30 protein-coding genes are annotated in these 25,259 nt (G+C 64.5%); 22 read left to right on the top strand and 8 right to left on the bottom strand.

From position 1 onward, the window contains the following. The first annotated feature begins 126 nt into the window (after window positions 1-126). The 3 genes from EI545_RS00695 (at window position 127) to preA (ending at window position 3,405) form a co-directional block, all read left to right on the top strand. Entirely contained in the window at window positions 127-1,446 is a 1,320-nt protein-coding gene (locus EI545_RS00695) for an NAD(P)-dependent oxidoreductase (protein ID WP_125323669.1), read from the top strand. Window positions 1,447-1,512: 66 nt separating this feature from the next. After that, window positions 1,513-2,043 carry a DedA family protein gene (locus EI545_RS00690; protein ID WP_125323668.1) on the top strand — a complete coding sequence of 177 codons (531 nt, stop codon included), beginning with the start codon at window positions 1,513-1,515 and terminating at the stop codon, window positions 2,041-2,043. Window positions 2,044-2,106: 63 nt separating this feature from the next. Further along, on the top strand, window positions 2,107-3,405 hold the full coding sequence (gene preA / locus EI545_RS00685; RefSeq protein WP_125323666.1) for an NAD-dependent dihydropyrimidine dehydrogenase subunit PreA: 1,299 nt from the start codon (window positions 2,107-2,109) through the stop codon (window positions 3,403-3,405). A gap of 16 nt (window positions 3,406-3,421) precedes the next feature. On the opposite strand, the gene EI545_RS00680 is transcribed toward preA, so the two are convergent. Together EI545_RS00680 and EI545_RS00675 are read right to left on the bottom strand one after the other, a co-directional pair. Then, a complete protein-coding gene (locus tag EI545_RS00680) occupies window positions 3,422-3,721 on the bottom strand; it encodes a hypothetical protein (RefSeq protein ID WP_125323665.1) in 300 nt (99 codons plus the stop codon). 89 nt (window positions 3,722-3,810) lie between these two features. Beyond that, a complete protein-coding gene (locus tag EI545_RS00675; RefSeq protein ID WP_125323663.1) occupies window positions 3,811-4,425 on the bottom strand; it encodes a TetR family transcriptional regulator C-terminal domain-containing protein in 615 nt (204 codons plus the stop codon). Window positions 4,426-4,559: 134 nt separating this feature from the next. Between EI545_RS00675 and aptA the strand changes: the two genes are divergently transcribed. Further along, entirely contained in the window at window positions 4,560-5,885 is a 1,326-nt protein-coding gene (aptA, locus tag EI545_RS00670) for an omega-aminotransferase AptA (RefSeq protein ID WP_125323662.1), read from the top strand. Continuing rightward, the gene (locus EI545_RS00665; protein ID WP_125323660.1) at window positions 5,885-6,187 is read left to right on the top strand and encodes a cupin domain-containing protein; all 303 of its coding nucleotides are present in this window, start codon (window positions 5,885-5,887) and stop codon (window positions 6,185-6,187) included. The genes aptA and EI545_RS00665 overlap by 1 nt, the downstream gene beginning before the upstream one ends. Window positions 6,188-6,238: 51 nt before the next feature. Here EI545_RS00665 and EI545_RS00660 read toward each other — a convergent pair whose 3' ends face one another. Together EI545_RS00660 and EI545_RS00655 are read right to left on the bottom strand one after the other, a co-directional pair. Beyond that, window positions 6,239-6,691, bottom strand: coding sequence for a heme-degrading domain-containing protein (locus EI545_RS00660; protein WP_125323659.1), 453 nt, complete (start codon window positions 6,689-6,691; stop codon window positions 6,239-6,241). Window positions 6,692-6,700: 9 nt separating this feature from the next. Then, the gene (locus tag EI545_RS00655) at window positions 6,701-7,348 is read right to left on the bottom strand and encodes a TetR/AcrR family transcriptional regulator (RefSeq protein ID WP_125323657.1); all 648 of its coding nucleotides are present in this window, start codon (window positions 7,346-7,348) and stop codon (window positions 6,701-6,703) included. Window positions 7,349-7,469: 121 nt separating this feature from the next. Here EI545_RS00655 and EI545_RS00650 point away from each other — a divergent pair, with 121 nt between their 5' ends. From EI545_RS00650 to hydA, 3 genes are all read left to right on the top strand, one after another. Continuing rightward, window positions 7,470-8,732, top strand: coding sequence for a Zn-dependent hydrolase (locus tag EI545_RS00650; protein WP_125323656.1), 1,263 nt, complete (start codon window positions 7,470-7,472; stop codon window positions 8,730-8,732). A gap of 63 nt (window positions 8,733-8,795) precedes the next feature. Continuing rightward, window positions 8,796-9,155 carry a GIY-YIG nuclease family protein gene (locus tag EI545_RS00645; RefSeq protein ID WP_245990230.1) on the top strand — a complete coding sequence of 120 codons (360 nt, stop codon included), beginning with the start codon at window positions 8,796-8,798 and terminating at the stop codon, window positions 9,153-9,155. An 88-nt stretch (window positions 9,156-9,243) separates the two neighbouring features. Further along, window positions 9,244-10,695 (top strand): dihydropyrimidinase, encoded by a 1,452-nt coding sequence (hydA, locus tag EI545_RS00640; RefSeq protein WP_125323654.1) that lies wholly within the window; start codon window positions 9,244-9,246, stop codon window positions 10,693-10,695. An 8-nt stretch (window positions 10,696-10,703) separates the two neighbouring features. On the opposite strand, the gene EI545_RS21250 is transcribed toward hydA, so the two are convergent. After that, window positions 10,704-10,844: a hypothetical protein gene (locus tag EI545_RS21250; protein WP_164517169.1), complete on the bottom strand. Its 141-nt coding sequence runs from the start codon at window positions 10,842-10,844 to the stop codon at window positions 10,704-10,706. Between the two features lie 92 nt (window positions 10,845-10,936). Between EI545_RS21250 and EI545_RS00635 the strand changes: the two genes are divergently transcribed. The 10 genes from EI545_RS00635 (at window position 10,937) to EI545_RS00590 (ending at window position 20,705) form a co-directional block, all read left to right on the top strand. Next, entirely contained in the window at window positions 10,937-11,734 is a 798-nt protein-coding gene (locus EI545_RS00635) for an ABC transporter ATP-binding protein (RefSeq protein ID WP_125323653.1), read from the top strand. A 93-nt stretch (window positions 11,735-11,827) separates the two neighbouring features. After that, window positions 11,828-12,163: a hypothetical protein gene (locus EI545_RS00630; protein ID WP_125323651.1), complete on the top strand. Its 336-nt coding sequence runs from the start codon at window positions 11,828-11,830 to the stop codon at window positions 12,161-12,163. Next, on the top strand, window positions 12,160-13,026 hold the full coding sequence (locus EI545_RS00625) for an ABC transporter permease (RefSeq protein ID WP_125323649.1): 867 nt from the start codon (window positions 12,160-12,162) through the stop codon (window positions 13,024-13,026). The genes EI545_RS00630 and EI545_RS00625 overlap by 4 nt, the downstream gene beginning before the upstream one ends. After that, window positions 13,023-13,868 (top strand): ABC transporter permease, encoded by an 846-nt coding sequence (locus EI545_RS00620; protein ID WP_125323647.1) that lies wholly within the window; start codon window positions 13,023-13,025, stop codon window positions 13,866-13,868. The genes EI545_RS00625 and EI545_RS00620 overlap by 4 nt, the downstream gene beginning before the upstream one ends. A gap of 54 nt (window positions 13,869-13,922) precedes the next feature. Continuing rightward, the gene (locus EI545_RS00615; protein ID WP_125323645.1) at window positions 13,923-14,903 is read left to right on the top strand and encodes an ABC transporter substrate-binding protein; all 981 of its coding nucleotides are present in this window, start codon (window positions 13,923-13,925) and stop codon (window positions 14,901-14,903) included. A 111-nt stretch (window positions 14,904-15,014) separates the two neighbouring features. Further along, window positions 15,015-16,334 carry an XRE family transcriptional regulator gene (locus EI545_RS00610; protein WP_125323643.1) on the top strand — a complete coding sequence of 440 codons (1,320 nt, stop codon included), beginning with the start codon at window positions 15,015-15,017 and terminating at the stop codon, window positions 16,332-16,334. A gap of 60 nt (window positions 16,335-16,394) precedes the next feature. Then, window positions 16,395-16,757, top strand: a complete 363-nt coding sequence (locus EI545_RS00605; RefSeq protein ID WP_125323642.1) for a response regulator transcription factor — start codon at window positions 16,395-16,397, stop codon at window positions 16,755-16,757. Continuing rightward, complete coding sequence (locus EI545_RS00600) at window positions 16,757-17,017, top strand: hypothetical protein (protein ID WP_125323641.1); 261 nt, start codon at window positions 16,757-16,759, stop codon at window positions 17,015-17,017. Before EI545_RS00605 ends, EI545_RS00600 begins: the two co-directional genes overlap by 1 nt. A 1-nt stretch (window position 17,018) precedes the next feature. After that, entirely contained in the window at window positions 17,019-19,703 is a 2,685-nt protein-coding gene (locus tag EI545_RS00595) for an ATP-binding protein (RefSeq protein WP_125323639.1), read from the top strand. Window positions 19,704-19,760: 57 nt separating this feature from the next. Then, entirely contained in the window at window positions 19,761-20,705 is a 945-nt protein-coding gene (locus EI545_RS00590; protein WP_125323638.1) for a FliM/FliN family flagellar motor switch protein, read from the top strand. Between the two features lie 16 nt (window positions 20,706-20,721). Here the strand turns inward: EI545_RS00590 and EI545_RS00585 are convergent, their stop codons facing one another. After that, window positions 20,722-21,153 carry a protein tyrosine phosphatase family protein gene (locus tag EI545_RS00585; protein ID WP_125327174.1) on the bottom strand — a complete coding sequence of 144 codons (432 nt, stop codon included), beginning with the start codon at window positions 21,151-21,153 and terminating at the stop codon, window positions 20,722-20,724. A 153-nt stretch (window positions 21,154-21,306) separates the two neighbouring features. Between EI545_RS00585 and EI545_RS00580 the strand changes: the two genes are divergently transcribed. The 3 genes from EI545_RS00580 to EI545_RS21720 all read left to right on the top strand — a co-directional run bounded on the left by EI545_RS00580 (window position 21,307) and on the right by EI545_RS21720 (window position 23,665). After that, window positions 21,307-21,639, top strand: coding sequence for a TraR/DksA family transcriptional regulator (locus EI545_RS00580; protein WP_125323637.1), 333 nt, complete (start codon window positions 21,307-21,309; stop codon window positions 21,637-21,639). Beyond that, window positions 21,636-21,842, top strand: a complete 207-nt coding sequence (locus EI545_RS00575) for a hypothetical protein (RefSeq protein WP_125323635.1) — start codon at window positions 21,636-21,638, stop codon at window positions 21,840-21,842. Before EI545_RS00580 ends, EI545_RS00575 begins: the two co-directional genes overlap by 4 nt. 95 nt (window positions 21,843-21,937) lie before the next feature. Beyond that, window positions 21,938-23,665, top strand: coding sequence for an enoyl-CoA hydratase-related protein (locus EI545_RS21720; RefSeq protein ID WP_125323633.1), 1,728 nt, complete (start codon window positions 21,938-21,940; stop codon window positions 23,663-23,665). A gap of 11 nt (window positions 23,666-23,676) precedes the next feature. On the opposite strand, the gene EI545_RS00565 is transcribed toward EI545_RS21720, so the two are convergent. Continuing rightward, a complete protein-coding gene (locus EI545_RS00565; RefSeq protein ID WP_125323632.1) occupies window positions 23,677-23,892 on the bottom strand; it encodes a hypothetical protein in 216 nt (71 codons plus the stop codon). 139 nt (window positions 23,893-24,031) lie between these two features. On the opposite strand from EI545_RS00565, the gene EI545_RS00560 reads away from it, so the two are divergent. Continuing rightward, window positions 24,032-24,286, top strand: coding sequence for a DUF2312 domain-containing protein (locus tag EI545_RS00560; protein ID WP_125323630.1), 255 nt, complete (start codon window positions 24,032-24,034; stop codon window positions 24,284-24,286). Window positions 24,287-24,293: 7 nt separating this feature from the next. Here EI545_RS00560 and EI545_RS00555 read toward each other — a convergent pair whose 3' ends face one another. Next, complete coding sequence (locus tag EI545_RS00555; protein ID WP_125323628.1) at window positions 24,294-25,166, bottom strand: hypothetical protein; 873 nt, start codon at window positions 25,164-25,166, stop codon at window positions 24,294-24,296. Window positions 25,167-25,259: the final 93 nt, after the last annotated feature.

Raw genomic sequence — 25,259 nt, 5'->3', positions numbered from 1 at the left:
GCCTGCAAAAGCGGCAGTCGGGGCGGGCGGGATGCGATTTCCCGGTCTGGTGAAAATTTACCGTTTGATAAAAAAAATGACCTGTGCCAGCGTTTGAAAAACAGCCAAGGGAGGACATAGGGTCCCATGACGAACAGCCCGCTGACGCCCGGCATTGTTCCGGGTCGCCTGCCAGCCGCCGCCTATGCCGCGAATTTCGGTGACCACACGCCCGCCCTTGACGGGCATGAGGCGCGGGTTGCGGCGGATCGCTGCTACTTCTGCCATGACGCGCCCTGCATCACGGCCTGTCCCACCTCGATCGACATCCCGCTGTTCATCCGCCAGATCGCAACGGGCACGCCCGAGGCGGCGGCCAAGACGATCTGGGACCAGAACATTCTGGGCGGCATGTGCGCCCGGGTCTGCCCCACCGAAACCCTGTGCGAAGAGGCCTGCGTCCGCGAAGCGGCCGAGGGCAAGCCGGTCGAGATTGGCCAGCTGCAGCGCTATGCCACCGATGTGGCGATGGCCAAGGGGCTGCATCCGTTTGAACGGGCGGCTGCCACTGGCAAGAAGGTCGCGGTTGTGGGGGCGGGGCCTGCGGGTCTGGCTTGTGCGCACCGGCTTGCGATGCATGGCCATGATGTCGTGGTGCTGGAGCGTTTGCCCAAGGCGGGCGGTCTGAACGAATACGGCATCGCCAGCTACAAGGCCACAGGCGGCTTTGCGCAGGCGGAGGTGGAGTGGCTGCTGCAGATCGGCGGGATCGAGATCAGGAACGGTGTCGAACTTGGCCGTGATGTGACGCTTGCGGCGCTGCAGGCTGAGTATGACGCGGTGTTCCTTGGCATCGGTCTGGCCGGGGTCAACGCCCTGCGCGCCGCGGGTGAGGATCTGGCGGGCGTCAGCAACGCCGTGGATTTCATCGCGGCGCTGCGGCAGACGGACGACCTTTCCACCTTGCCCATCGGGCGCGATGTAGTGGTGATCGGTGGTGGCATGACGGCGGTGGATGCGGCGGTGCAGTCCAAGCTGCTGGGCGCTGAGAATGTCACCATCGTCTACCGCCGCGGGCGCGAGAAGATGAGCGCCAGCGGTTACGAGCAGGACCATGCGGTGCAATCGGGCGTGCGGATCATCCACAATGCGGCTCCGGTCCGGGTGGTTGGCAACGGGGCCGTGCAGGCGGTGGAGTTTGCCTATACCGATGACACCCCCGGCGGCCTGCAACTGCGAACCGAGACCTTCACGCTGAAGGCCGATCAGGTGTTCAAAGCCATCGGCCAGACCCTTACCGGTGCGCCTGATGGGCTTCCCGTCGCGGGGGGCAAACTGGCCGGTCCGGTCGGCAAGGTCTGGGTTGGCGGCGACTGTGCGGCGGGGGGGGAAGACCTGACCGTGACGGCCGTCGCCGAAGGGCGCGATGCCGCCGAGGCGATCCATTCCGCGCTGACGGGCGCCTGATGCGGGCGGTTTTTCCTTGCCTGACGCGGGCTTTCCAGCCAAAGCGCTGGAAGGCAGGGAGCAGGCATGGACGGCTGGATCGACACCTTCATCGCGTTCATCGAGCGCAACCAGGACTGGCTGCCGCTGATCATGCTGATCTTTGCGGCGGCGGAAACCACGGCGTTCCTGTCGATCGTGATTCCGTCAACCGCCGTTCTGGTGGCTGTGGGCGCACTGGCCGCGACCGGCGCGGTGCCGTTCTGGCCGCTTTGGGCCGGGGCCACGGTCGGGGCGCTGATCGGGTCAAGCTTCAGCTATTGGCTGGGCTGGCGCTATGGCACCACCGTTCTGACCATGCGCCCGTTGCGGGACCATCCCGAGATGGTGGAAAAGACCCGCGCCGCCTTTACCCGCTATGGTCCGGTCACGATCGTGATCGGCCACTTTGCCACGGTCCTGCGGCCGGTGGTCTTTCTGATGGCTGGGATGAGCGGGATGACATTGGCCCGTTTTGCCATCTGGAACACCATAGGCTGCGTGGCTTGGGCCTATCTGATCCCCAAACTTGGCCAGTTTGGCGGCGACATCATCGGCTGGCTCTGGTCGTTTTTCTGAGCAGCGGTGGGGACGATCCCCGCCTTGAACCCTTTCTCCCAGTTTTCGCCAAGGAGGTTCCCCATGGCTAACCTGTCCGCCGATTTCATTGGCATCAAGTCACCGAACCCGTTCTGGCTGGCCTCGGCCCCGCCGACGGACAAGAAATACAACGTCGAGCGCGCGTTCGAGGCGGGCTGGGGCGGTGTGGTCTGGAAGACACTCGGGTCCGAAGGCCCGCCGGTCGTCAACGTCAACGGCCCGCGTTATGGCGCGATCTGGGGGGCTGACCGCCGCCTTCTGGGGCTGAACAACATCGAACTGATCACCGACCGCCCGCTGGAAGTGAACCTGCAGGAGATCAAGGAGGTCAAGCGCAAGTGGCGCGACCGCGCGATGGTCATCAGCCTGATGGTGCCCTGTGATGAGGATAGCTGGAAAGACATCCTGCACCGGATCGAGGATACCGAGGCCGACGGGGTAGAGCTCAACTTCGGCTGCCCGCATGGGATGGCCGAACGCGGCATGGGGTCTGCCGTGGGGCAAGTGCCGGAATACATCGAGATGGTCACGCGCTGGGTCAAGAAGCATAGCCGCATGCCCTGCATCGTCAAGCTGACGCCGAACATCACCAATATCCTGGGGCCGGCCGAGGCTGCCAAACGCGGCGGCGCGGATGCGGTGTCGTTGATCAACACGATCAATTCCATCACCTCTGTGAACCTCGACAGCTTCTCGCCCGAGCCGATGATTGACGGCAAGGGCACGCACGGCGGCTATTGCGGCCCGGCGGTGAAACCCATCGCGATGAACATGGTGGCCGAGATTGCCCGGTCAGCCGAAACGCGCGGTCTGCCGATCAGCGGCATCGGTGGCATCACCACTTGGCGCGATGCGGCTGAGTTCATGGCGCTTGGGGCGGGCAATGTGCAGGTGTGCACGGCGGCGATGACTTACGGGTTCAAGATCGTGCAAGAGATGATCTCGGGCCTGTCGCAATATCTGGATGAAAAGCAGCTTGGTCTGAACGATCTGGTCGGCCGCGCGGTGCCGAATGTCACCGACTGGCAATATCTGAACCTCAACTACGTCGCCAAGGCGCATATCGACCAGGATGCCTGCATCAAATGCGGGCGCTGCTACGCGGCCTGCGAGGATACCAGCCACCAGGCGATTTCCATGTCAGCGAACCGGGTGTTTGAGGTGATGGACGACGAATGTGTCGCCTGCAACCTTTGCGTCAATGTCTGTCCGGTGGACAATTGCATCACCATGGTGCCGATGGCCAAGGGCGAAGTCGATCCCCGCACCGGGACAAAGGTGGGCGACTACGCCAACTGGACCACGCATCCGAACAACCCCAGCGTTCGGGCGGCAGAGTAGCCAAGCGGTCGCGGCCTCAGGGCAGGGGCAGAGGGCTGATACCTGCCTCGATGCTGGCGCGGATATAGGCGGCGCGGGCCGCCTCCGCCGTGGCGGCGGCTTTGGCCTCGGCCATGTCGCGGGCGGCGAGCAGGTGAGGGTTGGCCGCTGCCGGCTTGGCGGGCACCTGTTGGGGCGCGTCGGGCAAGGTGGTCTTGCTGACCGGGGCAATCCCGTCACGCGGTTGGCGCTGGTCATTGCGCTGGTCGGCCAGAGCGGGCGAGGGTGCAGGGTCGGTCACAGGCATCTGCGCCCGGATGGAGGTGATCGGTCCCATGGGATGGCTTGCTTTCTGCTGCTACGGTTTGTGAAGAATACCTTAACTCCGCAGGCCGTGCATCCGCCGGATCGTTAAAATGCGTGTGGTCAGGGTGCCAGAAGGCGCTCGAACAAGGTGTCAAGGAACCGCCCGGCCTCGGAATAGGGGTCATGGCCGGGGCCAAGCACGGCCCGGACCTGAACGTCGAAATCGGCATAGTGCTGGGTCAGCGCCCAGATGGAAAAGATCAGATGCACCGGATCGACCCGGGCAATCCGGCCATCATCCATCCAGCGGATCAGGACCTTGGCCTTGTCATCGACCAGCGCCTTCAGATCGCCTTCGATCGCCTCGCGCATCCGGGGGGCGCCTTGCAGGATTTCCCCGGCAAAGAGCCGGCTTTCGCGCGGGTAGTCCCGGGCAAGGTCCAGCTTGCGACGGACATAGGCCAGAACCTCGGCCACCGGATCGCCTTGGGGGTCCATCGCGCGCAAGGGATCAAGCCAGGTGTCCAGAAGGCCGGTCAGCAGCGCCTTGTGCACCGCCTCTTTCGACGGGAAGTAGTAAAGAAGATTGGGTTTGGACAGGCCAGCCCCGTCCGCGATCTGGTCCAGCGTGGCGCCACGGAACCCGTGCTGCGAAAACACCTCAAGTGCGGCGTCAAGAATGCTTTCGCGGTTCTTCTGCTGAATGCGGGAGCGCGCGCGCGAGGGGGTGGGCATCGGGTTTGGGGGCATGGGACTTGACGGTAAGGGAAGGCAGGATCAGGCTTGACCTTGGGGACCCCATGGATAGCTTGCCCCGCAGGACCACGTCAAATCATTCGCCGCAGCCCGGCGGTTCCCAGGAGAAAGCCATGGCGCTTGACCGCAATGCCCCGAACGACCTGAACGCCTTCTGGATGCCGTTCACGGCGAACCGCCAGTTCAAGAAGAACCCGCGGATGTTCGTGGCGGCCAAGGACATGCACTACACCACTAGCGACGGCCGGCAGGTGCTGGACGGAACGGCGGGCCTGTGGTGCTGCAACGCGGGTCATTGCCGCCCGAAGATCGTTGAGGCGATCCAGAAACAGGCGGCCGAGCTGGACTATGCCCCCGCCTTCCAAATGGGCCATCCGATTGCGTTTGAGCTGGCAAACCGGATCATCGACATCGCGCCCAAGGGCATTGAGCATGTGTTCTACACGAACTCCGGTTCGGAAAGTGTTGAAACGGCGTTGAAATTGGCGATTGCTTATCACCGTGCAAGGGGTGAGGGGACGCGCACCCGCCTGATCGGGCGGGAACGGGGCTATCACGGGGTGAACTTCGGCGGCATCTCGGTCGGCGGGATCGTCAACAACCGCAAGTTCTTTGGCACGCTTCTGGCGGGGGTCGATCACCTGCCGCACACGCATCTGCCGCAGTTGAACGCCTTCACCAAGGGCCAGCCGGAACATGGCGCCAACCTTGCCGATGATCTGGAGCGGATCGTGGCCTTGCACGGTGCGGAGACGATTGCCGCGGTGATTGTTGAGCCGATGGCAGGGTCAACCGGCGTGCTGATGCCGCCGAAAGGTTATCTGGAAAAGCTGCGGGCGATCACGAAGAAACATGGCATCCTGCTGATCTTTGACGAGGTCATCACCGGCTTTGGCCGCCTTGGGTCGGCCTTTGCGGCCCAGCATTTTGACGTATTGCCGGACATGATGACCACTGCCAAGGGCCTGACGAATGGCGTCATCCCGATGGGCGCGGTTCTGACCACGGCCGCCGTGCATGATGCCTTCATGCAGGGCCCCGAACACATGATCGAGCTTTTCCACGGCTACACCTACAGCGGCAACCCGATTGCCGCCGCTTGCGGCGTGGCAACGCTGGAGGTCTACAAGGAAGAGGGCCTGTTTGACCGGGCGCGGGAGCTGGAGCCCTATTGGCAAGAGGCGATCCATTCACTGCGCGACCACCCGCATGTCATCGACATCCGCAACATGGGCCTGATCGGTGCCGTGGAACTGGAGCCGATTGCGGGGGAGCCGACGAAGCGCGCCTTCAGTGCCTTCCTCAAGGCCTATGAGAAGGGCATCCTGATCCGCACCACGGGCGACATCATTGCGATGAGCCCGCCGTTGATCATCTCCAAGCCCCAGATTGACGAGTTGATCGGGACCTTGGGCGATGTGCTGAAGTCGCTGGACTGATGCGCCCCGCCTGTTCCGCCACAACGCTGGTCGATGATGACCGTGTGCGCGTCACCCGCTTCGACTTTGCCCCGGGCGCTGAGACCGGTTGGCATCGGCACGGGCATGACTATGTCATCACCGCGATCACCGACTGCCACATGCTGCTGGAGGAACCGGACGGTGGCAGCCGCAAGGTGCTGGTTCCGGCCGGGACGGCTTACCGGCGCAGTGAGGGGGTGGAGCATAACGTCGTCAACGGCGGGACCGCTGCGATGTGCTTTGTCGAGGTGGAGTTGAAAGAGCCTGCCGGTCGGCGTTAGGGCCAAAATCCTTCGAAGGATTTTGCAAATCTTTTCGAAAAGATTTGCCCTTTACCCCGCCATCAGCGCCCTGATCCCCCGGACGACCAGCCGGTGATCCTCGACCTGCGGCAGACCCGAGACGGTGGCTACGGCAACCACGCCAACACCGGCGACTCGGATCGGGACCGCGCCGCCGTGGTCGGCATAGTCTGCCAGATCCAGCCCGTGTTTCGCCAGCGTCTCGCCCTTCTCGCGGTGCTTCGTGCCGACCAGAAGCGAGGCTTCGTGGAATCGCAGCGCGGTGTTTGATTTGCGCCGGGCCCAAAGGTCGTTCAGCGGGGCCGAACCGGGCAGGCCCGCGTGGAACAGCGTCCGGTCGGGGGTACGGATGTCAATCACCACCGGCAGGGCTTCGGCCAAGGCAAGGTCGGTCAGGATCCGGCCCAACCGCAGGGCTGTGGTTTCGTCAAAGCCCGGCAGAACCAGCGTGGCGGCTTCGGTTTCAAGATCGGCACTGTTCATCTCATATCCCTATTTCGCTCCGATCCCGCGCAGGACCATGTCCTTGACGCTGGCCTTGGCCTCGTTCCATTGCCGGTCGGACAGCGCCTTTCCACCGTTCAGTGTCTGGATCTGGTGGCCGAAATCGGCGTAATGCTGGGTCGTGGCCCACAGCATGTAAAGCAGGTGCCGGGGGTTGACCGGTGCCATCTTGCCTTCGTCGATCCAGCGCTGGATTGCCTTGATCCGGCCTTCGGTCCAGTCGCGCAGGGTGGTTTCCAGATAGTCCTGGATCACTGGCGCGCCGTGCATCACCTCGGACGCCCAGACCTTGGACCCGTGCGGATGGGTGCGTGAGATGTCCATCTTGGCGTCGATATAGCCGCCAATCCCTTCGACCGGACCGGGGGCATCGTCGAAGATCATCGCCGCATCCAGCCAGATTTCGAAGATCTGCTGCACGACCTTGCGGTAGAGATCCTCCTTGGTGGCAAAGTAGTAGTGCAGGTTCGCCTTTGGCAGCCCCGCCATATCCGCGATCAGCTGCATCGTCGCGCCACCGAATCCAGCCTCGGCAAAGACCTTCTCGGCGGCGTCAAGAATGGTCCGTTCGTTCTCGCGCCGGATATCTGTGCGCTTGCCCGGCTTCAGGCGTGAAATCTGGGCATCGCCGCTCATGCACTTCCCATATTTTCGTTGACCGGTTGGTCAGGTTGTGGTGCGCTTCACCTTGACCATACGGTCAGGAAATGAGTCGCGGCAAGGGGCAGCATGGCCCTACCGCAACGGGGAGCGTCAGATGTCAGCAACCGCCACAGCTTCGGGGGACAACCTGCGGATCAATTCCGAACGGCTGTGGGACAGCCTGATGGAGATGGCGAAGATCGGCCCCGGCGTGGCGGGCGGCAACAATCGCCAGACCCTGACGGATGCGGATAGTGAAGGCCGGCACCTGTTCGCGGGCTGGTGCAAGGCGGCTGGCATGACCATGGGTGTCGATACCATGGGCAACATGTTTGCCACGCGCGGTGGCACGGACCCCGCCGCCTTGCCGGTCTACATGGGCAGCCATCTTGATACCCAGCCGACCGGGGGCAAGTATGACGGCGTCCTTGGCGTCCTTGGCGCGCTGGAGGTGGTGCGGACGATGAACGACATGGGGGTGAAAACCAAACATCCCATCGTCGTGACGAATTGGACAAATGAGGAGGGCGCGCGGTTCGCGCCTGCCATGCTGGCCTCGGGTGTCTTTGCCGGTCTTCATACCGAGGAGTATGCCAAGTCGCGCCGCGACCTCGACGGCAAGGTCTTTGGCGAGGAGTTGGCGCGGATTGGCTGGGTTGGTGAGGAAAAGGTCGGCGCGCGGAAGATGCACGCGATGCTGGAGTTGCACATCGAGCAGGGGCCCATTCTGGAGGCCGAGGGCAAGTCGATTGGCGTTGTCACCCACGGCCAGGGGTTGTGGTGGCTGGAGATCACGCTGACGGGCAAGGACGCCCACACCGGATCGACGCCCATGAACATGCGGGTGAACGCGGGCCTCGGGATGGCGCGGATCACCGAGCGGGTCCACCAGATCGCGATGAGCCACCAACCAAACGCCGTGGGTGCGGTGGGGCAGGTGAAGGTTTTTCCCAACAGCCGCAACGTGATACCGGGCAAGGTTGTATTCACGGTCGACATCCGGTCGCCTGAGCAGGCCAAGCTGGACGCGATGAAGGCTGAGGTGATGCGGGCGGCCCATGCGGTGGCGAAGGAATTGGGGCTGGGCTGTGAGATTGAGGATGTGGGGCACTTCGACCCCGTCACCTTCGACCCGGGCCTTGTGAAGACCGTCCGGCAATCCGCTGAAAAGCTGGGCTATTCCCACATGGACATCGTCAGCGGCGCCGGCCACGACGCCTGCTGGATCAACCGCGTTGCCCCCACGGTGATGGTGATGTGCCCCTGTGTGGGGGGGCTGAGCCACAATGAGGCGGAGGAGATTTCGCCAGAATGGGCGGCGGCGGGGACGGATGTGCTGTTGCACGCCGTGTTGGAAGTGGCGGAGGTGGTGGGGTGAGGTTCCAGGGTATACCCGTCCCGGGCTTGACCCGGGACCTCCGTTTTCTACGGGGGGTGCCGCTTGCTGGTAGAGGCCCCGGATCAAGTCCGGGGCGAGGTTTACCTTCAGTTAACCGTGGCACAGCAATCTGCGCTCATGGTGCAATTCGTCTACATCATGGCCTCCCGCCACTGCGGAGCAATCTACATCGGGCGCACGGGCAACCTCGCTGCGCGGGTAGAAGCACATCGCGCCGGGGCTTCAGTGCATACGGCCAAGTACAGGATCCGCACGCTGGTCTGGTTCGAGTGTCACGAGGACTTTGCGGAAAGCCTGCAACGCGAGCGCGCCATCAAGCGCTGGCCGCGCGCTTGGAAGAATGCGTTGATCGCCGAGCACAATCCGAACTGGCAGGATGTGACCGCACACATTCCAGTCTAGCGCGACTTTCCAAGTCCAGTGCTGGAAGCGACAAGAGGTCCCGGGTCAAGCCCGGGACGGGTAATCCCTTTTCCTTGAGGAGCCGCACATGACCACCATCATCAAGAACGGCACCGTCGTCACTGCCGACCTCACCTACAAGGCTGACGTCCGCATCGAGAACGGGGTGATCACCGACATCGGGCAGGGCCTCAAGGGCGGGGCGGAGCTGGATGCCACGGGCTGCTATGTCATGCCCGGCGGGATTGATCCGCATACGCATCTGGAGATGCCTTTCATGGGCACCTACTCGGCCGATGATTTTGAAAGCGGGACGCGGGCGGCGCTAAGTGGTGGGACCACGATGGTCGTTGACTTCGTGCTGCCGGGGCAGGGGCAGGGCCTCATGGACGCGGCCCAGATGTGGCACAACAAGTCCGGTCGGGCGAATTGCGACTATTCCTACCACATGGCGGTGACCTGGTGGGGCGAGAAGGTCTGGGACGGGATTGCCGAGGCGATGGGCGCGGGCATGACCAGTTTCAAGCACTTCATGGCCTACAAGGGTGCCTTGATGGTCAATGACGATGAGCTGTTCGCCAGCTTCCGCCGGATCGGTGAACTTGGCGGGCTGGCCATGGTCCATGCCGAAAACGGCGATGTGGTGGCGGAGCTGACGGCCAAGCTGATCGCCGAAGGGAATACCGGGCCGGAAGGCCACGCCTATTCCCGCCCGCCGCAGGTGGAGGGTGAGGCGACCAACCGCGCGATCATGATTGCCGATATGGCGGGGGTGCCGCTCTACGTGGTGCATGTCAGTTGCGAGGACGCACATGAGGCGATCCGCCGCGCGCGGCAGCAGGGCAAGCGGGTCTGGGGCGAACCCTTGATCCAGCACCTGACGCTGGATGAAAGCGAATACTTCCACCCCGACTGGGACCATGCCGCGCGGCGGGTGATGTCGCCCCCCTTCCGCAACAAGCAGCATCAGGACAGCCTTTGGGCGGGCCTGATGTCTGGCAGCCTTTCGGTGGTCGCGACCGACCACTGCGCCTTCACGACCGAGCAGAAGCGGTTCGGCCTTGGCAACTTCGCCAAGATCCCGAACGGGACGGGGGGGCTGGAGGACCGGATGCCGATGCTGTGGACGCATGGGGTCGCGACCGGGCGGCTGACGATGAATGAATTTGTCGCCGTAACCTCAACCAATATCGCGAAAATCCTGAACTGCTACCCGAAGAAGGGCGCGGTTCTGGTGGGGGCGGATGCCGATCTTGTGGTCTGGGACCCGGAGAAGGAAAAGACGATCACGGCGGGCAAGCAGCAATCGTCGATCGACTACAACGTGTTTGAGGGCAAGACGGTCAAGGGCCTCCCCCGCTTTACCCTGACGCGGGGGATGGTGGCGATCCATGATGGCGAGGTGAAGACGCAGGAAGGCCACGGCAAGTTTTTCGCCCGCGAACCACGGCCCGCGATCAACAAGGCGTTGACCCAGTGGAAAGATCTGACCGCGCCGAGGCCGGTGGTGCGGACGGGCGTGCCGGCGACGGGGGTGTGATGCCTAAATCACGGCTCCCCGGGTTCGCTTTCCTCGTCATCCCGGATTGGCGGCGCGAAGGCGATCAGGGGGGCGGTGAAATCGATGTCGTCCAGGTCTTCGGGCGAAGGCGCGAAGGCGAGGGTCGTCTGCGGGGCATTGGTCAGCATGGCGGTCCTCCGGTTTCGGACGAGGTGGTAAGCGACGCGGGCTGGTGCAAGACTGGCACGGCAAGGCTACGGGAATGTGAAGGGATCTTTGGGTGAAGGACACGCTGAACGCGCATCAGCCGGTGATCGAGGCCAAGGGACTGCAGCTGGTGTTCCAGACGGCGGACGGGCCGGTGCAGGCGCTGAAGGACGTTGATCTGACGATCAACCGGGGCGATTTCGTCAGCTTCATCGGGCCGAGCGGGTGCGGGAAGACCACCTTCCTGCGCGCCATCGCGGCATTGGAGCATCCGACTGGTGGCACGCTGACGGTCAACGGGATGACCCCGGATGAGGCGCGCAGGAAGCGGGCCTATGGCTATGTCTTTCAGGCCGCGGGGTTGTATCCTTGGCGGACCATCAGTGGGAACATCCGGCTGCCGCTGGAAATCATGGGGTTTTCCAAGGCGGAGCAGGATCAACGGGTAGACCGGGTGCTGGACTTGGTGGAGCTTTCGGGGTTTGGCAAGAAGTTCCCATGGCAGCTTTCCGGGGGCATGCAGCAGCGCGCCAGCATCGCGCGGGCGCTGGCGTTTGATGCGGATATCCTGCTGATGGACGAACCCTTTGGGGCGCTGGATGAAATCGTGCGGGACCGGCTGAACGAAGAGGTGCTGAAGCTTTGGGCGCGTACGGGCAAGACCATCGGCTTTGTCACCCACTCCATCCCCGAGGCCGTGTATCTGTCGACCAAGATCGTCGTCATGTCTCCGCGTCCCGGTCGGATCACCGACATCATCGACTCGCCTTTGCCGAAGGATCGCCCGCTGGATATCCGCGACAGCCGGGAGTTCATCGAGATCGCGCATCGGGTGCGGGAGGGGCTGCGGGCCGGGCATCAGGATGACTGAAACTGCTGTCTTTTCCCCGTCTTCCTTGCATCTTCCTTCCGTCGCCATGCGCGGGGCTGGCATGGGGTCTTCATCTTGCGCGCGGGGCGCCCGATGAGCGGTGCGCTGATGCTGTGGCTGGCGGTCGCGATGGCGGTGTTCATCACCGCGAATTCGGTGCTGCGGGCCTATGTCACGAGTGCTCAGGTCTGGGTACTGCTGGTGGCGTTGGCGCTGTTCTGTGTCGGCAACCTGATGATGGTGCGGCTGATGCGGGAAAGCGGGCTTGCGGTGGCGATCTCGGTCTCCTCCATCGTGCAGCTGGTGATGATCGGGCTGGTGGCCTGGTTCATCTTTGGTGAGCGGCCGACGGGGTTGCAGATCGCCGGAATGGCGCTGGGGGTGGTTGCGGTGGCGATGATCGCCTGGCCAGCGGGGGCGAAAGGATGAGCCGCGCGCTTCCAATTCTCACCGTCCTCGCCGGGATCGTGGTGATCTGGTACGCGGCTGCGGTCTGGATGAACTCCACCTGGGTCTATGACCAGGCCGAGCGGGCGGGGACGACAGTCTCTTTCGCCGAGATGGTGCCGCAGACCATGACGCAGGACCGCCCGCTGCTGCCGCCGCCGCATCAGGTGGGGGCGGAGCTGTGGAAGGGGCTGTTCGGGCAGGCGGTCACGTCGAAGCGCAGCCTAGTCTATCATGGCTATGTGACCTTCAAGGGCACGATGATGGGGTTCGCCCTGGGGATCATCGTTGGTGTGGCGCTGGCGATGTCGATTGTCCGGTTCCGGGTGATGGACATGAGCGTGATGCCCTGGGCGATTATCAGTCAGACCATTCCCATTGTGGCGCTGGCTCCGATGATCATCGTGGTGTCCAGCCAGTTGGGGCTGACCGGGCGCGATGTGCCGAAGGCGATCATCGCGGCATACCTGTCGTTCTTCCCGGTGCTGGTCAGCATGGTGAAAGGCCTGCGCAGCCCGGACCAGATGCAGCTTGATCTGCTGCGGACCTATGGCGCAAGCGAGGCGGCGACATTCCTGAAGCTGCGGCTGCCAGCCTCGATGCCGTATTTCTTTGCCTCCCTGAAGGTGGCGATTGCGGCGTCGCTGGTCGGGACCATCGTCGGGGAGTTGCCGACCGGCGCGATTGAGGGGTTGGGCGCGCGGATGCTGATCGGGTCACAGTTCGGCGAGCCCCTGATCATGTGGGCGGCGCTGTTTGCGGCGGCGATCCTGGCGGGGCTGCTGATCGTCACCGTGGGGCTTCTGGAGGGAATGGCGCGCAGGCGGATGGGGGTGCCGGCATGACGGCGCTTTGGGTGGCAGTCGCGGTGTGGCTGGGGGCATGGGCGCTGAACGTGGCGCTGGCCGGCAGCGCGCTGGCCCGCAGACCTTTCGGCAGGCTTCTGGTCCCGCTGATCTTTGGCGCGACGGTGCTGGTCCTGTGGGAAGGGCTGGTCCGCGGCCTTGGGGTGGCACCGGTGATCCTGCCCGCGCCCAGCGTGATTGCGGCCAAAATCGCGGTTGAGCTGCCGACCCTTTGGGCCGACTTTGCCCAGACCATCCTGAAGGGCGCGATCCCCGGGTTCCTGATCGGGGCGGGGGCGGCTTTTGTGGTGGCCGTGGCGATTGATCGGTCGCCCTTCCTGCAGCGGGGGTTGCTGCCGGTGGGCAACTTTGTGGCCGCCTTGCCCATCGTTGGCCTCGCCCCCATTCTGGTGATGTGGTTCGGGTTTGACTGGCAGTCAAAGGCCGCCGTCGTGGTGGTGATGGTGTTCTTCCCGATCCTTGTGAACATGGTGGCGGGCTTGCAGGCCAGCGAGCGGATGCAGCGCGATCTGATGGCCACCTGGGGGGCGTCCTACTGGCAAAGCCTGTGGAAGCTGCGGCTGCCCGCCGCCATGCCCTTCATCTTCAACGGGCTTAAAATTGCATCGACTCTGGCCCTGATCGGCGCGATTGTTGCCGAGTTTTTCGGCAGTCCGATCTATGGCATGGGGTTCCGCATCTCGACCGAGGTGGGACGGCTTGGCCTTGACATGGTTTGGGCCACGATTGCGGTCGCGGCATTGGCGGGGTCGGCGCTGTACGGGCTGATCACGCTGATCGAACGGTGGGTGACCTTCTGGCACCCTTCGCAAAGACACTGACGGCAAAGACATTAACCAATGGCCCGGGGAACGGGCCCAACACGGGAGAAGACGATGAAAAGATTGATGACCGCCGCATTCGTCGCGGCACTTGGCACCGGCGCGCAGGCCGAGGACGTGACGCTGCAACTGAAGTGGGTGACCCAGGCACAGTTCGCAGGCTACTATGTGGCGCAGGCGAAAGGGTTCTATGAGGAAGAGGGGCTGAATGTCACCATCCTTCCGGGCGGCCCCGACATCGCACCGACGCAGGTGATCGCAGGTGGTGGCGCCGACGTGATGGTGGACTGGATGCCGGCCGCCCTTGCGGCGCGCGAAAAGGGTCTGCCGCTGGTGAACATTGCGCAGCCCTTCGCCTCGTCCGGCATGATGCTGACCTGCCTTGCGGAAACCGGGATCAAGACTCCGGCAGATTTCGCGGACAAGACGCTGGGTGTCTGGTTCTTCGGCAACGAATACCCGTTCCTGTCCTGGATGGCGACGCTGGGGCTGGCCACCGATGGTTCGCCCGGTGGGGTGACGGTGCTGAAGCAGGGCTTCAACGTTGATCCCTTGCTGCAAAAGCAGGCGGCCTGCATTTCTACCATGACCTACAACGAATACTGGCAGGTGATCGACGCCGGGATCACGCCGGAGCAGCTGGTGACGTTCAAGTATGAAGATCAGGGCGTCGCCACGCTGGAAGACGGGCTTTATGTGCTGGAAGACCGTCTGGCCGACCCGGCCTTTGCCGAGACGATGGTCAAGTTTGTCCGTGCCAGCATGAAGGGCTGGAAATACGCCGAGGCCAACAGCGACGAAGCCGCGATGATCGTGCTGGAAAATGACCAGACCGGTGCGCAGACCGAAAACCACCAGAAGCGCATGATGGGCGAGATTGCCAAGCTGACGGCAGGCTCGAACGGTGCCTTGGACGTGGCTGCGGCAGAGCGCACGGTGGCCACGCTGCTGGCAGGCGGGTCGGACCCGGTGATCACCAAGGCGCCGGAAGGGGCCTGGACCAGCGCCATCACGGACGCAGCGCTCGCGAACTGATCGGGATTGAAGGCTTGGACGCGCCCGGGGCAACCTGGGCGCGTCTTTCTTTTCAGATGTTGTGAAGTGCGGCGCATCCTGTAAATCTGTGTAAAGAAACACAGGTCCCCCATGCCACTGTCCGCCTTGACCGGAACCCGTCTGCGCGAACGCCGTCTTGCCGCCGGGCTGCGGCAGGCCGATGTCGCGGCGTCGGTGGGGATCTCGGCATCCTACCTCAACCTGATCGAACATGACCGGCGCAGGGTCGGAGGGGCGCTGCTGGTGCGGCTTGCCGATGCCCTTGGGTTTGATCGGGCGGCGCTTGCCGAAGGGGCTGATGCAGCGCTGATCGAGGGGCTGAAGAGTTCGGCCGCGCGCGGGGGCGCTTTGGCGGTCGAGCTTGCGGGGCTGGAGGATTTTGCCAGCCGGTTTCCAGGTTGGGCGGGCCTGCTGGTGGCGCTGGATGTCCGGGTGCAAACGCTGGAGCGCGCCGTCGAGGCGTTGAACGACCGGATGACGCATGACCCGCACCTGTCGCAATCGTTGCATGAGGTGCTGTCGTCGCTGTCCTCGGTCCGGGCGACCGCGTCTATTCTGGCGGAGACCGAGGATCTTGATCCGCAATGGGCGGGCCGGTTCCACCAGAACCTGCATCACGACAGCGAACGCCTTGCCGCCGGGGCCGAGGCACTGGTGGCCTATCTGGACGCGGGCACAGCCATGGCGGAACAGGGCATCGCGGCCCCGCAGGAAGAGGTGGAAGATTGGCTGAAGGCGCGCGGCTGGGGGTTTGACGATGCCACCCTTGCGCAGGGCTGCGGGGATGAGGTGGCGGCGCTCGCCTCAACCGCTGCGCGCATGCTGGCACGGGCGCATCTGGTCCGGGCGGCGGCAGATGCGACGGCGCTGCCGATGGCGGAATTTGTGGCGGCGGTGGCTGCGTTGGGACCTGACCCCTTTGCCCTTGCCGAACGGTTCAACTGTGATCCGATGATGGTCATGCGTCGCTTGGCGGCCTTGCCGGACCTTGGGGCCGGGCTGGTCACCTGCGATGCGTCAGGCACGCTGACCTTTCGCAAGCCCACATCCGGGTTTCCCTTGCCGCGCTTTGGGGCGGCTTGCCCGCTCTGGCCGCTGTACGCCGCACTGGGGAGACCCCAGCAACCGGTTGAGGTGGTCGTGGAGATGGCCGGGCAGGGCGGTCGGCTGCACCGGGTGCTGGCATGGGCCGCCCCCCGGCATCCGCTGGGTCTGCGCGGCCCGGAACTGCGCGAAGCGGCCATGCTGATCCTGCCCGAGGATCAGCCGCGCCAGACGGCCCTTCCGATCGGGTCAAGTTGCCGGATTTGCCCGCGCCCTGCCTGCCCGGCGCGGCGCGAGCCTTCGATCCTGTCCGAAGCCCGGGGCGGCGACGCCTTGACTGCTGACGCGGCGGCAAAGGGGTTTTGACACGGGGGCCGGTTCTGCCGATACTGTGTGAGGGGCGGCCAAGTCCGCCGGGGGGAACCAGTGTCAGGCCATGTGCTCCTCATTGAGGATGAACCCAATATCGCGGAAGCGTTGCAGTTCCTTTTGTCGCGTGACGGATTGCGGGTGACGCATCTGGGGGATGGCCTTGGCGCGCTTGATCTGGTGCGCAGCGACCGACCTGATCTGGTGATCCTTGATCACATGCTGCCGGGGCTTTCGGGTCTGGAAATCCTAGGTGCCTTGCGGGCGGACCCTGAAACCCAGGCAATCCCGGTGATGATGCTGACCGCGCGTGGCCGTGACCGTGAGGCTGCCGAACGCGCCGGGGCGGACCGCTTCATCTCGAAACCCTTTTCCAACGCCGAGATCCTGGCCGAGGTGCGCGCCATGATGCATCGTTGATGGCACGGGCAAAGCCCCCGCTGTTTCTGGCCCGCGCGCCCTACCGTCGGCGGCGGCTGCGTGATGCTGCACGGCTGCTGCCGATCCTTGGCCTGTTTCTGCTGCTGTTGCCGCTTTTGTGGACCCATGGCGACCGGACCAGCCTGAGCGCGGGGGATGTCATCTACTTCTTTCTGGTCTGGGTGGCGATGATCGGCGTGGCCGCTGGCTTTGCCCCCGGCCTGTCGCACGGTGAGGGCACCGAGGAGGAAGAGGACTGAGATGCCCTTCAACCTTCTGGTTTTCGCTTGCGTCCTTTACGTGGTCTTTCTGTTCGCCGTCGCCTTCATCGTCGAACGCCGCGCGCAGGCCGGGCGGCTGGGGTGGCTGCGGTCGCCGCTGGTCTACACGCTGTCTTTGTCGATCTACTGCACCGCCTGGACGTTTTACGGCGCAGTTGGCTATGCCGCGCGGTCGGGGCTGGAGTTTCTGACGATCTACTTCGGCCCGACGCTGGTGTTCATCGGCTGGTGGTGGCTTTTGCGCAAGCTGGTGCGGATCGGGCGGCAATACCGGGTGACGTCGATTGCCGACCTGATCTCGTCCCGGTTCGGAAAATCGAACACGCTGGGGGTGATTGTCACGATCATCGCGGTCGTGGCGGCCACACCCTATATCGCGCTGCAGCTGCAATCGGTCGTGCTGTCCTTCGGGGTCTTCGCCAGCACCGAGCCTGACGGCATTGCGCCGCCCGATCCGGCAAGCACGGCCATCTGGGTGGCGGTTGGGCTGGCGCTGTTCACGATCCTGTTCGGCACGCGGAACCTTGATGCCAAGGAACAGCACCACGGCATCGTCACCGCCATTGCGGTCGAGGCGGTGGTCAAGCTGGTGGCCTTGCTGGCGGTTGGCTGTTTCGTCGTCTGGGGCATTGCCGACGGGGTGGGTGACATCATCGCCCGGATCGACGCGGCGGATCTGTCAGCGTGGCAACTTCAGCCGGGGCGCTGGACCGGGCTGATCTTCCTGTCGGCGGCGGCGGTCATCACCTTGCCGCGGATGTTTCAGGTGATGGTGGTTGAGAACGATGATGAGGGGCATCTGGCCCGCGCCAGCTGGGCCTTTCCCTTGTATCTGATGCTGATGAGCCTGTTTATCGTGCCCATCGCCGTTGTGGGGCTGGACCGGCTGCCTGCGGGATCAAACCCTGACATGTTCGTGCTGACTTTGCCTCTGTCCGAGGGGCAGGGCGGGTTGGCGATGCTGGCGTTTCTTGGCGGCTTTTCCTCGGCCACGTCGATGGTCATCGTGGAATCCATCGCGCTGGCGACGATGATTTCCAACCATGTGGTCATCCCGCTTTGGCTGCGGCTGCGCCCGACGGCGGGGGCGGGCGATGACTTGCGCGGCGTGGTGCTGAACGCCCGGCGCGTGGCGATCGCGGCGGTGCTAGCGCTGGGGTACGGCTACTATCACGTTTCGGGTGGGTCAACGGCGCTGGCGGCGATCGGGCTGATCGCGTTTCTGGGGGTGGCGCAGGTGCTTCCGGCGATGCTGGCGGGGCTGTTCTGGCGCGGGGCCAACAAGAACGGGGCGATGCTGGGGCTTGTGACCGGGTTCACGGTCTGGGCCTACGCATCGTTCCTGCCGTCCTTCGGTCCGGGCGCGGCACTGTCCGAGGCGGTGTTCACCCAAGGTCTGTTCGGTCTGTCATGGCTGCGCCCGCAGGCCTTGTTCGGGACTGAGGGGATGGATCCGATGATCCACGCGCTGTTCTGGTCCCTGACGCTGAACGTCATCGCCTTGTGCCTTGGGTCCTTGCTGACCTTCCCCGGGCCGCTGGAACGGCTGCAGGGTGCTGCCTTCGTGAATGTGTTCGAAGGTGCTGTCGGCCCGCAACGCTGGGCGCGTGGACAGGCAGAGCCTGAGGCGCTGTTGACCATGGCGCAGCGGATTCTGGGTGAAGACGCGGCGCTGGCGTTGTTTCAGGACGCCGCGCGCGATCAGGGCAAGGAGGGGTTCCTGCCCGATCCGACGCCCGGTTTCCTTGACACGCTGGAGGCGCGACTGTCCGGCTTTGTCGGCGCGGCAACCGCGCATGCGATGATCAGCCAGCTCGTTGGCCGCGCCACCGTGACAGTGGAAGACCTGATGGCCGTCGCCAGCGAATCCGCGCAGATCATGGAATACTCCGCCCAGCTTGAGGCGCGTGAGGCCGAGCTGACCCGCACGGCCGGCGCCTTGCGGGAAGCGAATGAAAAGCTGATGCAGCTTTCGATCCAGAAGGATGCCTTCCTTAGCCAGATCAGCCACGAATTGCGCACGCCGATGACCTCGATCCGGGCGTTTTCCGAAATCCTGACCGAAGGCGATTTGCCGCCCGAGATGGTGACGAAATACGGCCGCATCATCCATGATGAGGCCAAGCGGTTGACGCGGCTTCTGGATGACCTTCTGGACCTTTCGGTTCTGGAAAACGGCACGGTTCAGCTGAACCTTGGCCTCGCCAACCTGCAGCAGATGCTGGACACCGCCCTGACCGCAGCCCGCCAGACCCGGCCCGAACGCAGCTTCATCATCCACCGCGACCTCCCGTCCGAGGCGATCTACATCAAGACCGACGCCGACCGCCTGACGCAGGTGTTCATCAACCTGATCTCGAACGCGCGAAAGTATTGCGATGCGGCCCAGCCGGAGCTGCGTATCGCCGTGCGGCAGCGGGCCGGGCGGGTGACGGTGGATTTCATCGACAACGGCAAGGGCATTCCGAAGGAATCGCAATCGCTGATCTTCGAAAAGTTCGCCCGGCTGACCGATGCCAATCGAGCAGGCGGCGCGGGACTTGGTCTGGCGATCTGCCGCGAGATCATGACCAATCTGGGCGGATCAGTGGCGTATCTGCCGGGGCAGGGCGGGGCAGCCTTCCGGTTGACCGTGCCCCTGCGGTTGGAGAAGGCCGCGGCTTAAGCCTTTGGTAGGGATGCGCGGGCTAGGGTACGATGTCCAACCCCGGGGCCTCACAGCATGACCGAAGTTCTGCGCCGCAAGATTGACCGTGCCAAGCAACCGCAGGCCGAAGGCGCCCCCGGCGCTGACCGGGGCTGGCGGCTTGCGCTTGCCCGGGCCACGCGCGATGCCATGGGTATGGATCTGGAAGTCCGGCGGTTGCGCGTCCTGCGCGTCAGCATTGCCGAGCTTCTGGAAATGGCGCCCGAACGGGCACTGGTATCACTGCTGGATGGGCCGCAAGCGGGGCTGGGTGTGCTGATGGTCGCACCGAACATAACCGCCGCCTTGATCGAAATGCAGACCCTTGGCCGTCTGGCCAGTCAACCCGCCACGGCGCGAAAGCCCACGCGCATTGACGCCGCGATGGTCGCCGGGGTCATTGACCGCGCCCTTGCCATTCTGGACGACACCCTTGCCGAAGAGGCAGACCGGATCTGGGCCGCTGGGTTCCGCTATGCCTCGTTTCTGGAAGATCTGCGTCCGCTGGCCTTTCTGCTGGAAGAGGAAAGCTATCGCATGCTGCTGGCCGATGTGTCGGTTGGGGCCGGCGCGCGGGACGGTCAGGTGATCCTGGTTTTGCCGGCGCTGGGGCGGGGCGAACGCATCACCCTAACCACGGATGAGGCGGAGGCTGCCCCCCAATTCACCACGTCGCTGGCCGCGCATGTGCTTCAGGTGGACTGCAGGCTGGATGCCGTGATCGGACGGCTGACCCTGCCCATCCGGCAGATCATGGGGCTGCAGCCCGGGGATATGCTCGACCTGCCTTTGGCCGGGGTTGATGCGATCTCCATCGAAACGATGGATGGCCGCCCGCTTGCCCGCGGAAAACTGGGCCAGCACCGCGGAATGCGCGCCCTGAAGATGGTTGAGGCGGACCGCGTCCGCGGTCTTGCCAAGGCCCCGCACCGCCCGCCCCCGCAGGCTGATCCGGCACCAGACCTGCGTGCTGCAGGCTGATCGTCAGGCTGCCGGATTAGCCGCCGTTCTGGGCCAGCGCCTCGATCTGTGGGCGCAGGTGGTCAAGCTGATAGCCGTGGCGCGCGGGCAGGCCGACAAGGTCGTCCACCGGGCGGGTTCCCGCCAAGGCCAAGGCCCAGACGATCGAGCTGCGGTTGCCACTGGCGCAATAGGCGAAGACCGGGCCGGTGGCGGACTTGATCGCCGCGCGCTGTGCGGTGACATTGTCCAGGGTCAGCATGCCGCCAATCACCGGATTGGCGACGAAGGTCAGGCCCAAAGCCTCAGCCGCGCGGCGCATCTCGGCCGTGTGCAGGTGGGGCGGAATTTCGCCATCCGGGCGGTTGTCGATGACGCAAGTGTAGCCGGCGGCCTTCACGGCGGCCAGATCGCCCGGCTCGATCTGCGGCGAAACGGCGTAGTCCGGGGTAAGCGGGCGGATGTCCATGGTCTGTCCTTTGCGGCTGGCCGACCCGGCAGGATCGCGATCGGTGCCAACCATATTCCTGACTGCTGCCGGGCGGAAGTACCGCTGTTGACCTGAGTCAAGGCGGTCGCCTTCGCCCAGTGGGATACTTGCGGGATAGATGGAGGATTTGGGATGACTGCGAAACCGACACTTTCCCTGGCGACCCGCCGGGCCATGCTTGAGGGCCGACTGATCGAGCTTGGCGCGCGGCTGGAGTTGATCGAGGAAGAGCTTGATTCGCATCACAACCCCGACTGGGAAGAGCTGGCGACCGAACGCGAGGCGGATGAAGTTCTGGAAGCCACCGCCAAGGCCGGGCTGACCGAGATTCCCCAGATCCGCGCGGCCCTGCGTCGGATTGCGGATGGCAGCTATGGCACCTGTGCCCGCTGCGGCGACCAGATCGAAGAGGGTCGGCTTGATGCCTTGCCCTGGACCCCTTTTTGCAGGAGCTGCGCCCAATGACCCATTCCAAGCCGACGGACCTGATCCGGAAGGAAGCTGACTTTGTCGAGGCGGGCCTGTCGCTGCAGACCGAAAGCCTGCGACTGCTGTTGGCCGAAATGCAGGCCCTTGCTGCCGTTCTGCCGCATGTTGGAAAGATCGAACCCTCCTCCGCCGAGACCGAGGCCCAGGTCGAGGCGGATTTTGACAATATGCCAATCTGAAGACTCGTCTGACCGGGCCTGACACCAAGGCCTTGGCGGCTTGCCAAGCTGTGACGATTGCGCCTTACTCGCCCTCCAGTGGCAGGAGAGGCGCGATGGCAACAGGCGGCCTTTTGGTGGATTTTCAGGACAGGACCCTGATCCTGACGCTTGCCAATGCACCGTCAAACGGGCTGACGCCCGCCCTGCGCGCGGCGCTGCTGACCGAACTTGCGACACCTTTCGCGGGCTGCGACTCTGTCGTTCTTGCCGGGGCGGGCGTGAACTTTTCCAGCCTGCTGCCCATGGAGCCCGACACGGCGCAACCGTCTTTGGCTGACCTGTGCCGGGCGGTTTCCGGGGCTTCGGTTCCGGTGGTGGCCGCGATCCAGGGGCTGGCCATGGGGCCCGGGGCGGAACTGGCGCTAGCGGCCCATGCCAGGATTGGCGCGCCCGGCTGCCGCATCGCCTTTCCTGAGGTGGCGCTGGGGCTTTGCCCCACGGCAGGCAGCACCCGTCGTTTGCCCCAGCGTGTCGGGGCCAGTGCTGCGCTGCAGTTGCTTCTGACAGGTCGGGTCGTTCCAGACGCCGAAGCTTTGGGTCTTGGCTTGCTGGACGAGCTTGCCACCGGCCCCCTGTTGCCTGCGGCCATCGCTTTGGCCGAAGGGCTGGCCCGGGGTCAAAGCCTGCCGGGCCAAGGACTTGTCCGTCCCCCTGAAGCCGCCGCCAGCTGGCAGGCGGCAGTGGCTGCAGCGCGCCGGGCGCATGTCGGCGCTTTGCCCGCGACGCGGCGGATCACCGACTGCGTCGAGGCGGCCCTGCTGCTGCCCGCCGAAAGTGCTGACAGCTTCGAGACTGTCGCGCGTACCGATCTGGAAGCGACGCCGGAAGCTGCCGCCCTCTGCGCCATCGCCCAGGCCGAACGGCGCGCAGCCCGGTTGCCCGCCGCCGTTGCCCGGGCCGAGCCAGTGCCCCTGACCACCCTTGGGCTTGTGGGCGAGGCCCCTGCTCTTGTCCTCCTTGCCCGCGCTGCGCTGCGGGAACGCATTCCCCTGCGTTGGCTGCACCCGTCTCGTCGGGTCATGATGGCAAGCCTTGGCCCGTTTGACCCTGATCCCAAAGACCTGCAGCATGTCGAGGATTCGGCCGATCTGAACGGGCTTGCCCTGCAAGTCCACGCCACGGCCCCGATTGCCGGTCCCTTGCGCACCCATTCGGACGGGACGGCCCTTGTGGTGCTGGATGGGGCCGAGGGCGAGATGGGTCTTTCCATCGCCCCGTCGGGCCGGGCCTGCGAAGTGTCGATACTGGCCGAGGAAGCCCCGCAGGCCATCGCCACGGCCGTGGCCGGGCTGCGGCGGCTGCGCCTTGTCCCCCTGTTGGTGGGTCACCGCCCCGGGCTTGGCCGCACTGTGATGCGGGCAGGCGATCTGGCACTGGCGCGGCTTGCCGCTTCGGGCGTAGCGCTGCGCCAGCTTGCAGCAGCAGTATCGGCCTACGGGGTGCGCCTGCCGGACACTCAGGGTGCCGCTACAGCGCGCGACATGACGGAGGCTGAGATTTGCAATCGCTGGCTTGGCGCCATGACGACTGCGGGGTTGCGCTTGCTGGATCAGGGCGTGGCGCGGCGACCTTCCGACATCGACCATCTGTTGGTCGCTGGGTATGGCTTTCCGCGCTGGAAGGGCGGGCCCATGCATCTGGCCGACCGGCGCGGCCTGCTGGTCCTGCGCCATGACCTTAGGCTTTGGGCAGCCGAGGATCCGGTCTGGACCCCTGCGTCCCTGCTGGACCGGCTTATTCAGGACGGGCGCCGCCTGTCGGTGCTGGATGGCAGCCCCTGATCCGGTCGACTTTAACCCAAGGCGATTCCTGCGACCACCATCATCAGCCCCAGCGCCGACACGCCAAGCGCCACGGTGTTCAGCAGCACGACTTTCTGCAGTTCTGCCCGCATCCCGGCATCGTCCAGCCCCGAACGTCTGGCGCGCATTGCTTTCAGAACGCAGTAGCCAAGGCCACCGATCCCGATCAGCGTCAAGGCCGCTCCCGCCCAGATCAAGACCTGCATGTCGCGCTCCTGCTGCATTCTGCCATGCGCCCGCGTCTAGCCGCTTCACGTTGCGCATTCAAGCCGCCGTTCCTGCTTGAACCTGCCCGCACCGGCAGGGTAGGAACCCCCAGACATCCCAAGCAGCCCGAGGACGAAGATGGCCGACGCGAACGATCCCTATGCCGTGACCGCTGACGAGCTGCGCCAGTTCATCGAACGGTTCGAACAGCTTGAGTCCGAGAAGAAGGACGTTGCCGACCAGCAGAAAGAGCTGATGGCCGAAGCCAAGGGCCGTGGCTATGACACGCGCGTGTTGCGCAAGGTTGTGGCCATCCGCAAGCGCAAGCCGGACGAACTGGCCGAGGAAGAGGCAGTGCTGGAGCTTTACAAAGCCGCCCTTGGCATGAGCTGAGGCACAACTACGCCCCGATCACGGTGACGCCCGGCATGCTGCGGATACGTTCGACATCCACAAGATAGGCCTGCGTCACCTCTTCCACCAGATCGTCGGTCCAGCCGGGCAGGGTGATTTCCTGCTCTACCAGTTCCGGTCGGGCGAACTTTTCCAGAAAAGCCGTCACGATCCGCCGCCGTTGGGTGACCGACTGCGGCGGATGCTCGGCGCAATAGGCCCGCAGCCTGCCCATGCCGATCTCGGTCATGATCAGGGTCAGCACTTCATCCGTGTCGACCAGTTCGGTCTCTGCGGCGTGGCCTGATACGGCTTGCAAAACCTCGGGCCAGATCAGGGGCGTCTCCTCGTCGCACCACAGCGTGAGCGGCACGCCGGGATTGGCGGCGAGCAGGTGCCGCACCGCATCCGACCAGCGCAGCCCCAAAGGATCGATCCCGGTCAGAATATCCTGATGCCCTTTGGCCGTCACCGCGTCCTGCAGGCTCGGCAGGAAGGTGGCCGGGTTGCGAATGGCAAGGTGAAACTCGGCCTCGGTATCGGGAAAGATCTGGGTATAGGCCCGCACCCTTTCCCCGGCCGAACTGTAGAGGCCGCCAAGCAAGGCATAGGCCGGAAAGCTGAGGAAACTTGGCCAGGAGAGGATCAACCGCTCTGCCTGCGGTTCATCCGTGATCTGTTCCAGGACCATCGCCTGCGTGTCGTCTGACGCGGCCTGTCCGCGCAACTGCAGGGCTGTGTCGCGCAACAGCTTGCGATACCGAGTGGGCGAGGGGACGGCGATCCCCTGTTCGGCCAGCGTGGCGCGGTTCTTCAGCAGACAGCGAACCAGACGGTCCTCGTCGGTGCAATGGGCACCCAGATGATAGACGATGCGCATGGGGCCCTGCCTTGACGGGTTCGCCGCAACTTTGTAGCGGGGCTGTGACCCTACTGTAAGGGCCTTTCTGGACAGTTAAACGGCTTTCCTGTA

Origin of the sequence: Tabrizicola piscis (genome assembly GCF_003940805.1) — a bacterium.
Taxonomy (GTDB): Bacteria; Pseudomonadota; Alphaproteobacteria; order Rhodobacterales; family Rhodobacteraceae; genus Tabrizicola; species Tabrizicola piscis.
The sequence above is the reverse complement of the archived record's forward strand: the minus strand, read 5'-3'. Positions and strand labels throughout refer to the sequence as shown.